Annotated in this window: 9 protein-coding genes; all 9 read left to right on the top strand. The window is 49.0% G+C overall.

The genetic code is table 11. The features are described from left to right. Positions 1-288 precede the first annotated feature (288 nt). Positions 289-2,046: a sensor histidine kinase gene (locus tag OUY18_RS05960; RefSeq protein WP_268057831.1), complete on the top strand. Its 1,758-nt coding sequence runs from the start codon at positions 289-291 to the stop codon at positions 2,044-2,046. 123 nt (positions 2,047-2,169) lie between these two features. Continuing rightward, positions 2,170-3,558 (top strand): ABC transporter substrate-binding protein, encoded by a 1,389-nt coding sequence (locus OUY18_RS05965; RefSeq protein ID WP_268057833.1) that lies wholly within the window; start codon positions 2,170-2,172, stop codon positions 3,556-3,558. Between the two features lie 112 nt (positions 3,559-3,670). Beyond that, positions 3,671-4,567 (top strand): carbohydrate ABC transporter permease, encoded by an 897-nt coding sequence (locus OUY18_RS05970; RefSeq protein WP_268057834.1) that lies wholly within the window; start codon positions 3,671-3,673, stop codon positions 4,565-4,567. Positions 4,568-4,580: 13 nt separating this feature from the next. Further along, entirely contained in the window at positions 4,581-5,453 is an 873-nt protein-coding gene (locus OUY18_RS05975; protein ID WP_268057835.1) for a carbohydrate ABC transporter permease, read from the top strand. Between the two features lie 96 nt (positions 5,454-5,549). Continuing rightward, complete coding sequence (locus OUY18_RS05980) at positions 5,550-6,323, top strand: response regulator transcription factor (RefSeq protein WP_268057837.1); 774 nt, start codon at positions 5,550-5,552, stop codon at positions 6,321-6,323. 105 nt (positions 6,324-6,428) lie between these two features. Beyond that, a complete protein-coding gene (locus OUY18_RS05985; protein ID WP_268057839.1) occupies positions 6,429-8,189 on the top strand; it encodes a glycoside hydrolase family 9 protein in 1,761 nt (586 codons plus the stop codon). Beyond that, positions 8,135-9,388, top strand: a complete 1,254-nt coding sequence (locus tag OUY18_RS05990; RefSeq protein WP_268057840.1) for an SIS domain-containing protein — start codon at positions 8,135-8,137, stop codon at positions 9,386-9,388. The genes OUY18_RS05985 and OUY18_RS05990 overlap by 55 nt, the downstream gene beginning before the upstream one ends. A 563-nt stretch (positions 9,389-9,951) precedes the next feature. Next, positions 9,952-10,902 (top strand): leucine-rich repeat domain-containing protein, encoded by a 951-nt coding sequence (locus tag OUY18_RS05995; RefSeq protein WP_268057841.1) that lies wholly within the window; start codon positions 9,952-9,954, stop codon positions 10,900-10,902. A 186-nt stretch (positions 10,903-11,088) separates the two neighbouring features. Then, positions 11,089-12,558: a transglutaminase domain-containing protein gene (locus OUY18_RS06000; protein ID WP_268057842.1), complete on the top strand. Its 1,470-nt coding sequence runs from the start codon at positions 11,089-11,091 to the stop codon at positions 12,556-12,558. The last annotated feature ends 113 nt before the right edge of the window (positions 12,559-12,671 follow it).

Genomic DNA, 12,671 nt, shown 5'->3' on the forward strand with positions numbered 1-12,671 from the left:
ATTTTACGGCATACTGTCAATTGGCCGGAAGTATGTTCCGATGCATTTTTACGGCATGCTTCGATTGTCATAGGAAATTTGGCATATGGTAAATAAATCACGGCCGGGCGGGCAATTTAACAGGCTAAATTCTTTCGACCGGCTTTTCGCAGGGGGCAACGTTGAAGGATTCGCGGTGAGGAGAAAGAACGAATCGGCCGCCAAAGAAATAGGATTTCCAAATTCAGGAGAGATACGCTATAATACTACCAGAGAATATCCTGAAAGGGGAACATGGAGGGGACATGGATGAAGAGAAGAACGAAAAATCCGAAAGAGGATAGAAAGCGCTCTTTAAAAACGAATTTATTATGTACCGTTGCCTTTTGCTGGGTGCTGCCGCTTTTGGTGATCATCGGAATCGCGGGCGTTTACACATCGAATCAAATCCGGAATCAGATGATGGAGAATATTAAAAACAGCGTCACCAGTTCCGCCGAGCTTTGCGCGGCGCAGATCGACGCGTCGGTGAACGCTTCCTACGCCGCCACGTATAATCCCGATATCGCCGCGGCTTATGACCGTTACCAAAACCGGAAAGTTACGAAATACACGGCGGATGAACTGTACGCCGATGTAACCACCTTTCTGAAAAGGCAGTATTTGAACGACAGCCAGTTCGACATGACCATCCTCTATTACAATGACGACCCCGATACGCTTTACTACACTTACAACGAGTCGTCCGGCATGAACTTTGTCCAATATCAGGAGTATCATAGAAATATACATAGTGAGATCTGCCAGTTTGCGCAGTCGCTCGGCACCCGGGTCGGCTTTTGCAGCATAGACGGAAAATACTACATGGTGCGCAACCTGGTGAACAGCTATACCTTTTTGCCTTATGCAACCCTTGTTATGCAGCTTCACGAGGCAACCGCCTTTGGCAATCTGACGAATGTGGTGTATGAAAAAGACGCCACCATCTGGGTCGACGGCTGCGGCCTGAATCTGAAAGGAACGCCGGTTTCACGGGTGGAATACAGAGCCGCCGTAAATTATCCGCGCCGTTACCCGTCGATCATTACCGGTTCGAAAAAACTCGGAATCGGAAATCTGAATTATGCCATCGGGATTGATTACTCCGAAATCCTGACATCCCTGAAGCATTTCCAGCTCCTTATGGTCCTGCTGTGCCTTCTGGTCATTCCCCTTCTGTGCTGGGCGTATTACTTCTTTACCCGCAACGTTATCCGGCCGATTTCCTGTTTCCTGAAGATGTATCAGGAACTGGGGCAGGGAAATTTCGGCATCCATATGCAGGAGGATTTTCCGAACCGGGACTTTGAACATCTTTCAAGCGATTTTAATCAGATGTCCGACCGCCTGAAATCGCAGTTTGAACAGATTTACAATGACGAGCTGGCTCTGCGGGACGCAAAGATCATGGCGCTGCAGGCCCAGATCAACCCGCATTTTCTGAATAACACGCTGGAGCTGATTAACTGGGAATCCCGCATGATCGGGAATGAGAAAATATCGAATATGATCAATGCGCTTGCAACCATGCTCAACGCCGCCATGTGCCGAAAGAACATCCATTTGATCCCGCTTTCCGAAGAAATGAAATATGTGAATTCCTATCTGTATATCATCAAACAGCGGCTCGGCAGCAGGCTGACGGTGGAAATGGATGTCGATGAATCCCTGCTGGGCTGTATGGTGCCCCGTCTGGTCATGCAGCCGATTCTTGAAAACGCGGTGGAGCACGGGGTGGATTCGCAGAAAAACGGCAGAATTTTCATCCGCGTTTACCGGGCGGAAAATCAGCTTTTCCTGGAAGTGGAAAACACAGGCACAATGACCGAAAAAGATAAGAATAAAATCGCGGAACTTCTTTCAGACGACTATAATCCGCAGTATGAACATTCCGGAAACCTTGGCATTCACAATGTTTACCAGAGGCTGCATATCCTTTACGGTCCTCTCGGAAATCTCCAAATCGAACCGCTGGAAAATGGAGACACGGTTGCCAGAATAACCATTCCGGCGGGAAAAAAATCGTAGAATTGGAATAGTTACCAATATTATACAACAAATGGCAAGTTAATATGTTGTAATGGAATTGTGAAAAAGTTATGATATTTTATAGAAGGCCAAGACAATATTTATACAGTTTGGAGGAAAATCATGAAAAGGATTATAGCGATTATGATGTCGGCATTAATGGCAGCATCCGTATTTACAGCATGCGGAAGCAGTAAGACTGCCGAATCGGAGGCAAAAAGCGGGGCGCCGTCAACGGCTGCGCCGGCGGGCAAAAAGGTTACACTGGATGTAGTCACTTCCTATGGCGGTGACGACGGCAACAGAAAGGCTTATGAAACCGCATTCAAATCCTGGGAACAGAAGACCGGGAATACGATTAAAGACTCTTCCGGCACCGGCAATGAGGACTGGAAGGTCAAAGTAATGAACAGCTTCGAAGTCGGTTCCGAACCGGACGTTCTCTTCTTCTTTAACGGAGCGGATTCCAATAAGCTGGTAAAAAACAACAAGGTTGTTTCGATTGACGAAATCCGCAAACAGTATCCGGATTACGCGAAAAATATGAGAGAAGATATGCTTGGCGCTTCTCCTGTAGACGGCAAAAATTACAGTGTGCCTGTAAACGGTTACTGGGAATCCATGTTTGTGAATACGAAGGTTCTGAAGGACTGCGGAATTACGGTTCCCGTCGTGGGCTATACATACGACCAGTTCCTGAAGGACTGCGAAACCATTAAGAACAAAGGCTATACGCCGATTGCCGCTTCCCTTGCGGAGGTACCGAACTACTGGTTCGAATTCCTGGCCTACAACTATATGAGCGCGAAAGACTTCAACACCATGCCGCAGGCCGTCGGCGACGCTTCCGGCAAAGCATGGATCAATGGTCTGAAAGACATGAAGACCTTGTTTGAAAAAGGCTATTTCCCCAAGAACACCAACTCCACAACGGATGCGGACACCAATAATCTGATGTCGCAGAACAAAGCGGCCTTCATGATCGACGGTTCCTGGAAAGTCGGCTGGTTCGAAGAGAACATGAAAGAAGATATGGACGGCGACGGAAAGCCGGATATCGAAAATATCGACGTAGCGTTCCCGCCGGTCAAGGGCAGCACAAGACTTTCCACCGACTACATCGGCGGTATCTCCATGGGCTATTTCATTACGACCAAAGCCTGGAACGATCCGGACAAACGCGATGCATGTGTTGACTTTATTTCCCATATGACAGAGGACAGCGTTGTTTCTACCTTCTGCTCCGCCGGTTCGATCTCCGCTCTGAAGAACGGCGTTACCGCTCCGAGCACAGCGTCTCCTCTGGTAAAGAAAGTAAACGAGATGAACAAGAAAGTTACCGGGATTTCCGCTGCGGTTGAAGACCTGATGGACAACAAGAGCGTACGCACCCCGTTCTTTGCCGATGTAAAGAACATGGTTACCGGCCAACTGGATATTACGAAAGCCGTAGGCGATGTCATTGCCGCCCAGAACGCTTTCGTGGCGCAGACTTCTTCCAAGGCTTCCTAAAGTCAATATACACAGATTTACAGTCTGATATGATAATTGACCTACCATTCAATTTCACTTGATGAGCCGGGGAGAATGCCTCTCCCCGGCTTTTTTAGAAAGAGGCAATCACATGAATGCAATGATATATCGGAAAAAGGGAGCATTGTTTTTATTTCTGATCCCATCCCTTCTTTTTATGACCGTCTTTTTATATTATCCGTTCGTCATGAACGTGATTAACAGTTTTTTACATATTACCGCGCTGGGGGATAAGGCGCTCGGCGTCAATCAGCCCTGGTACGAAAATTACGTTAAGCTTTTTCAGGACCCGCTTATGGGTGTGTCCATGCGCAATACATTTATAATGATTCTCCTCACCATCGTTTTCCAAGTGGGTATTGCACTGGTGCTGGCGCTTTTGGTAGACAATATCCGTGCCGGCACACAGTTTTTCCGTACAGCCTTCTTCTTCCCGATTGTTATTTCCGCCACCGCTCTCGGTTTGATGTTCAATCTGGTGTTTATGTATGACGGAGGCATGATCAACCAGCTTCTGCAAAGCCTTCATCTTCAGGCCGCCAACTCCCCGGTGGACTGGAAAGATACGGCGCACGCGCTTACCACCATGTTCATTCCGGTCTGCTGGCAGTACGTGGGGTTCTACTTCGTGATTCTCGCGACAGGGCTGAACAATATCTCACCGGAACTGTATGAAGCGGCTGAAATCGACGGCGCCACCAAAATGCAGCGCGTTTGGCGCATCACTCTGCCGCTGCTTCGCAATACACTCTGCACCTGCCTGGTGTTAGCCATCACCGGTGCACTGAAAGTTTTTGATCTGCCATGGGTCATGTTCCCCTCCGGAATGCCGATGGATACCACGTGGATGACCGGTACGTATATGTACCAGCAGGCATGGAAGCTGGGGGATGTAGACTACAGTTCAACAATCGCCATTGCGATCGTCGTGCTGGGAGTCATCCTTTCTCAGGCCACAAGCCGCATATTTAAAGAGAAAGAGTACTGAAAGGAAGAGACCAATGACTTCTGCGTCAAAACGGAAAAAACCAGTGACCGTCAGCAAGATTATTGTTTATTTCCTGCTGATCATGTGGTCGCTGACCACGATATACCCTTTTATCTGGGTTATTATGAATTCATTTAAGAAGAACGCTTTTATTCAGCAAAGTTCGTTTACTTTGCCGGTTGGAAAACGGTTTACTTTACTGAATTTTAAAACGGCGTTTGAACGGATTGATATCGGAAACGCTTATCTGAACAGCCTGATCATATCCGTAGTGGTAACGGTACTCGTCATTATCCTTGCCGGCTTAAGCGCTTTTGCCCTTGCGCGGTATCAGTTCCGCGGCAAAAAAATACTGGAAAATCTGATTATCGCCAGTATGATGTTCCCCGTATTTGCCACCATTATCCCGGTTTTCCGCATGGAATACAGATGGGGAATCGTTAATAATCAATACGATCTGATTTCCCTGCTGAGCGTTATTCTTCCGCAGGTTGCCGGGAATCTTTCCTTCGCGATTGTTGTACTGCGCGGCTATATTCAGAGCCTTCCCATTGAGCTGGAGGAATCGGCTTTTCTGGAAGGCTGCAACGTGGTGCAGATTTTCACCAAGATCATTTTACCGGTTGCGAAACCGTCTTTTGCCACGGTTTCGATCTTTACTTTTCTTTGGTCCTACAACGACCTGTTTACGCAGATGTTCTTTCTGGACCGTCCCGGAACCCGTACGATTACGCTTCTGCTCAGCCAGATTACTTCCCAGGCGGGAACCAACTATGGCTTTATGAACGCTTCGGTGATTCTGGTTGTTATTCCGGTTCTGATCGTTTACATCCTGCTTCAGAAAAATATTATAAAAGGAATGACCATCGGCGCCGTAAAGGGTTGATTCCGATCAGGAAAGCATGTACAATATCTTTTTCTGCATCCGTATGCGCAATAGGATATAGCAGAGTTGAATTTGTTAGAACGGGAGGTCTTGCACTTGTATGACGTTATTCTCATCGACGACGAAACGGTGATCGTGGAAGGTCTGAAGAAAGTCGTAAACTGGGAAAAGTACGGGTGTAGAGTTGTTGCAACCGCGGATGATGCAACCACAGGCGCGCAGAAGATTCGGGAATGTAAGCCCGATGTCCTGTTTACAGATATTCGTATGGCCCATATTGACGGATTAACCATGCTTGCCGGGGTGAAAAGCGAATTCCCCGATATGCAGATTACGGTTTTAACCGGATACCGCGATTTTGAATACGCCCAAAAAGCAATCCAGCTGGGGGTTACCCGGTTTTTGCTGAAGCCCTCGCAGATGGATGAAATCAACGAGGCGCTGGAGGCAATGACGGCGAAGCTGAACCAGCTGTATTCGGGTTCCGCGCTGAAAATGGACCTTTCGGCGGCGGAATCGATCGGCGAATCCGGAAGTATCGTCGTGAGTTCCGCGCTCAAGTATATGAAAGAACACTACACCGAAAAACTGAAGCTGACCGATGTTGCGGATAAGGTTTATGTAAGCCAATGGCATCTCAGTAAGCTGCTGAATAAATACATGCACCAGAGTTTTAATGATCTGCTGAATCAGATGCGGATCGAAAAAGCAAAGGATCTCCTTTGCGATCCGTCTCTAAAAGTACATGAAATCAGCGATCATCTGGCATTTAACGACGTCACGCATTTTTCAAAAACATTTAAAAAATTTGTACATTGTACGCCGATTGAATATCGTAATTCCGGCCACGGGAGCCGGTCCCCCGCGTAGAGCCTGAAAGCGGCGGAGGGTCGGGCTGGATGTTCCCCTGCCACGGTGCAGCGTCATTTGCCCTTCTAAGAGCGGCCGGAAATCCGTTTGAAAGGACGAACGTAAATGAAAATTCTCACCAATCATCTTGGCTATGAGACTGCGGATTATAAAAAAGCGGTGTATCAGGGCGCGGAAGGCGACGACGCAAAATCCTTCCGCCTGATCGAAGAAGACAGCGGCGAGATACTTTTTACCGGCAACGCGCAGTATGCGGGCGCGGTTGACCGCTGGAATACCGGAAGCTACTGGGTAATGGATTTTTCTCCGATTGAAAAGCCGGGCAAATATATTCTTGAACTGGAAACAGCGCGGGGAAAGGTTCGCTCGTTCCCGTTTGAAATTACGGTGTACCTGCACACGATGCGCATGCTGAATGCGGTGAATTATTATTTTAAAGCACAGCGCTCAACCGGCGAATGGCTGGAGGAAGACCGGTGCCTGCCGTTTCACGGGCCGCGCGAGGGCGTGCGGGATGTTCACGGCGGATGGTTCGACGCCACCGGCGATTACAGCATGCGTATGTCGCATTTATCCCACAGTACGACCCATAATCCCCAGCAGTTGGGATGGAGTGCCTATGTTTTCTTCCAGGCGGCGGATCGAATGATGGAGTCCGGAAATAGGGAATACTCCATGATGGAACGGCGCATGCTGGATGAAGGAACGTTCGGCGCGGATTTTATCATGCGCATGCAGGCTCCGTCCGGTTCGTTTTTCACTTCCGTCCTGCGAATCCATTCGCTGAACTGTGTGCACGGAGATCGCGGGATCGGATTTGAATACCACCATTCGAGCGACCAGTTTTCGGAGAAGGCGGAGACTGCGGAGGAAGAAACCGTCCGTGATCAAAACTACGAAGTCAGTTTCCGTTCGGGCGGGGGAATGTGCATTGCGGCGCTTGCGGCGGCATCCCGCCATTATTATCCCGGAACGGATTATTCGCAGGGGGAGTATATTGCCGCGGCCAAACGGGCGTGGGATACCCTTTACCGGAACAACGAACGCTATACAAACGACGGCCGATGGAACCTGATTGACGAGTACTGCGCGCTGTTCGCCGCAGTAGAATTATATAAGGCTTCCCGCGAATATGAATATCTCAGCCGCGCGGAGGAAATGGCCAGCCGCATCATGAACCGGATGACATCCCATGGGGATGCCATGGCGTGGTTCGACGTTCTGCCCGGCGAACCGTTCTTTTCCGCTTCGGATGAAGGAATGCCGGTACTGGCGCTCCTTGCCTATGCGGAAATTGAACCGGATGCGCAGGAAAAAGCGCGGACGGAAGCGGCGGCGGAAAAGGCCATGCGCTGGTGCCTGCACCTGACTTCACAGGGCGCAAACCCGTTTGGATATCCCCGGTATCAGTACCGCGATGACAACGGGCAGCTTATTACCCGCTTCTTCTACTGCCATGAATCCTCGGCAAAACCGTGGTGGCAGGGCGACAACGCGAGGCTGGCCTCCCTTTCGAGCGCGGCGCGCGCCGTTGCGGAGCGTACTTTCGACAAGCAGTTTCAAGAGGAACTGCTCCGGTTTGCACAGGATCAGCTAGACTGGATTATGGGATGCAATCCGTTCGACGCCTGCATGATCGAAGGCTACGGCCGCAACAATATTCAATATTTCTTTGAAGGGCGCTACGATTTTATCAACTGCCCGGGCGGCATTTGCAACGGCATCACCAGTGGTCTGCACGACGAGGAGGGAATTGCCTTTGTTGACAAGCCGACCGGCGAGGTAACCGATAACTGGCGCTGGGCGGAACAATGGATTCCGCATGCAAGCTGGTTTATCATGGCAAACGCGTTGAAAAAAAGATAAAGCTTATTATTATCAATGAAAAGAATGAAAGTCTAAAAAATATCCACATCAAACCATTGAAACAAACCATTCACCTGTCTGCAATGGATTACGGAAGGGGTAATTTGATGGCGGAGAAAATGCTGCAATATTTGGAAGAACAGCCTGCGGTATGGAACAGGATTCTGGAAAATAGATCGCAACTGTTTCAGCCGCTGGAGAAAAAGTTTTTTGAAAGAAAGATCAAACGCGTTGTCCTTGTCGGTTCCGGCAGCTCTTATAACGCCTCTTTGCTTGCCGCCCAGTTTTATCAGGAAATGCTGGGGCTGGAAGCACAGGCGGAAGTTCCCGCGCGAATCGGTACGCTGCCCCCCTTGCTGGACCCGGAAACCACGCTGATTTTTGCCGTGTCCCAGTCCGGCTTGAGTATTTCAACCATTCAGGCAATCCATCTATTCCGAAAATTAGGCTTTACCGTAGCGGGGTTCACAGCGGACGAAAGCTCTCCGGTTGCCGGAGCATGCGATGTGCACCAGCTTATTGACTGCGGCGATGAATTTATCGGCCCGAAAACCAAGGGGATGACGGCGTCGGTGCTTACGCTGTATCTTGCCGGAATGCGGCTGTGCAGCGTGACCGGGCGGCTGAACTGCGAAAAGGAAGCAACGGTGTGCAGCAAATTCCTTCGCTCCTTTGCGGCTGCTCCGCAGAATATCGCCCGCTGCAAAGAGTTTTGCAAGGCGAATCTGAGGAACCTTTCCGAGCAGCCGTTTTATACGATCATCTCCGACGGCACCGGCTACGCGGCCGCGTGCGAAGGGGCGTTAAAGATATTGGAAACGCTGTGTGTTCCGGCTTACAGCTATGAGTTTGAAGAGTATCTGCACGGAATCAACAACTTGATTGCCCCCGGGATCTGCAACCTGTTTGTTCCGGTCAACCCGGCGAACTTTCAGTGGATGTGGAAACTGGATGACTACTGCCGCGCCAACGGATGCAGCGATTTTGTAATCACTTCCGCGCCGGACAGCGGATTTACGAACGCGCTGGAACTGGAAGGCAGCGGGTGCGCCTGTACGCAGCCGTTTGAAACCCTTCTGCTTTTTCAGATATTCAGTGTGCTTGGTTCGGAGTATAAAGGAATGAACTGCGACAAGTCAAAGTTCCCGAATTTTTGCTCCCTGATGGAAACGAAGGCCGTCAGAAGGCCGGTTCATTAGGTCGCGCATCGGCGTGGTTTCACGCCTGCCGATACTGCCATATAGGTGAGAAACTGGAAAGGAGAGTGGAAGCCGGACGCCCGCTGCTGTGCCGCGGCGAAGCGTCAATCCGAAGGATTCGGATCGCACATCAAAACCAAATAGAATAAGCTTATGCCAAAAAGCCCGTATGGACGTATGTCCATGCGGACTTTGGCTTCATACCGCTTTTTAATATCAAACTCGCATTTTTAATTTCGTAATAGATTCTTCTCATAACCTTTATAATATCTTCATTTTGAACTCATAATCCTTCCGTATACTGGAATCATTCCAAGGAGATAAAGGAAACTCTAAAGATAAAATTACTGCTATCAGCCTATGGCCCAGGACGGAATACCGAACCATAGGCCGGCAGACCAACAACCCTCCCTTTTTATAAGGTTTTATATATACCCCTTTCATACTCCTCCCAGTAAAAAATGCCGTCTGTTTCAGGCGGTATTTTTTATTATTGAAATAATAGAATAAAAGAGGTATAATGAAACAACTGAATATTCCAATGATTAAAGGAGGAGTACAAATTGGTCAAATTACGGATGAAAAAGGTGTTGTCCCTTTTCCTGCTTCTTGCTGTTCTGACGGGTGTCGTGCAATATGGCGGCACGGCGGTCGCTTCGGCTGCAAGGTCGGATTTCACCATCATCGGCGGTGTGCTTACGAGATATAATGGTTCGGCCCCGGCCGTTACCATTCCCAATACAGTAACCTCGATTGGCGATTACGCCTTTAAGGAGCATACGGAAATCGAAAATATAAAAATTCCGAACTCCGTAACCTCCATCGGGAAATATGCGTTCCAGGAATGCTCCGCACTGAAAAAAATCATTATTCCCGACAGTGTTGCGACGATCGGCATCTATGCGTTCGATCAGTGCACGGATTTAAAAAGCGTCACCCTTCCGAATAAGTTAACAAGCATCGGTATCCGCACGTTCAACGAGTGCGAAAGCCTTACGCAGATTACGGTTCCGGATACGGTGACTTCCATCGGAAATTACGCGTTCAGCGATTGCTCGGGATTGAAAAGCATCGTCGTTGCAAGCGCGGTAAAATCGGTCGGAAAATATACGTTTGACGGATGCAGCGATCTGACGATCAGCGGCTATACGGATTCTTTTATCCAGACTTATGCGGCAAAAAATAAAATCCCCTTTAAATCCATCGGCATCGGCTCGCTGACTTTGGATACGAAGAGTTTAGTGCTGGCACCCAGAAGCAGCTATACGATCGGCGCCAATCTGGTTGGCTCCGGCGTCTCTGTTCGTGCGGCTTCCACAAAGGGCAAGGTCGTTAAGGTTACAAAGACAAGCAGCAAAACGTTTCAGCTAACCGCGCTGAAAGCCGGAAAATCCGATATCGTGTTTACCGTTTATAAGAATAATAAAGCAATTGCTTCCACAACGGTAAAGGTTGAATCAAAATTCGGAGCGGCGACGCGCGGAAATTCTACCCGGAAGACAATTAAGTTTTAACGGATAAATTCACAGAATGAAACCCGCAAACACCTTGCGGGTTTCGTCATATCATTTTAAAAATTTTTTGCTTTATCTATATTTCGCGGAATATGTATAACCTTTTGATAATTCTTAAAATTTTCACATAAAAATCACATTTTTATGCTATAATGTGCGCATGAAACAACTGGGAGGAAATGGAATATGAAAGTAATCACCCATAAACGAATCCGGTCCATTGTTGCGGGAATTTTAGCTGCCGCAATGATGACTTTGCCGCTGTCCGGCTGCGGGCAGATACAAAACAAAAATCTTGATTCGATTCTCTCGGAGGCGGGCGGTAAAGTTTCCTCTCAAATTGCAGAAAAGACAAGTTCCGCTGCGGCAGCTCCCGCGAAAACCGTGCAAAAGGCGGCGGTTAAGAATTCTTCCCAAGAGGTTTCCGGCAACGCGTCCGTCCGGAGGATCAAAGAGGATTCCGCTGCGCAGAACAGCCAGCACTTAAACGTACTCCGCACCATGGCGCAGGGGCCGGCCGGCTACACGCACATTGACCAGCGCGACGGTTACAACTTTCTTCCCGACCTTACCAGCCGGAACGTATATAAGCAGATTTTTCAGAGCGTTTATAAAATCGCGGTAAAGCCCACGGCAGACGGATATTATCCGACACAGAGGATCTTTGTGCCCGGAACGCAGCTTTCCGAAGCGCAGCTCCGGATTATTCTGCTTGCGTTTTTGAACGACAACCCGCAGGTTTTCTGGCTTGCAAACGCCTATTCCTACGCTTACGGCAGCGGCGGCACCTACATCCAGCTGTATTCGGTTGCCCCGCAGGCAGCGTGCAATACGATGATTGAGAAAATGAACCAGAAAATCAGCGCGGTCATGAAGGCGATGCCCGCCGGGCTGAGCGAGTTTGACCGTGAGCTGTATCTTTTCAAATATATCGCGGACAACTGCACGTATAATAACGAGGCGGTTACCAACAATAACATCTGGCAGGCCTTTTCCGCCTACGGCATGCTGATTGACGGCAAGGCTGTCTGCGAGGGGTACTCCCGGGCAATGCAGCTTCTTTCCAGCTATGCCGGCCTGCAGTGCATGCTTCTGACCGGGCAGAGCAACAATGTAAACCATATGTGGAATGTTATCAAGATCAACGGGAACTGGTATCACCTGGATATTACCTGGAGCGACAGCAGCACGTTGATTTACAATTACTTTAACGTTGACGACGCGGTGATTACGCAGTCCCATACGATTTTCCCGAGCGCTTCCACGCTGACCGATTCCCAGATCGACGGCAAGGCCGGCGGAAAAGCGACGGAGTGCAACCTTACGGTTCCGGTCTGCACGGCGACGGCGGATAACTACTTTAAGGTAAAGGGCATTAAGGTCGGCAGTCTGGATAATACGGATGATAACGCAGCCGTAACCGCTTTGGCGTCGGCAATCCGGTCGAAAAGTTCATCCGTTTCCTTCTATGTGGATGACAGCGTCGATTATGACCAGACCGTGGCCGGCCTGATAACCGCTTCGCCGTACAAGATCCAGAACTGGGTATTGGATGCAAACGCAAAGAGTACGGGCAGTAAGATCAATACTAATAATCTGAAGTATCTGAACGACAAAGATGACCGCGGCTTAACGATATTCCTTTCCTATCAATAAAAATCCATGAAAAGCAAATAAAGAATTCCCTGAAACGTTAAGGCATTTTCAAGGCATGAATGCGAACGTTTCGGGGAATTCTATTTTTTATGAGAATTAACAGTGATCCGGTT

It is taken from the genome of Caproiciproducens galactitolivorans, from assembly GCF_026672255.1.
GTDB lineage: Bacteria > Bacillota > Clostridia > Oscillospirales > Acutalibacteraceae > Caproiciproducens > Caproiciproducens galactitolivorans_A.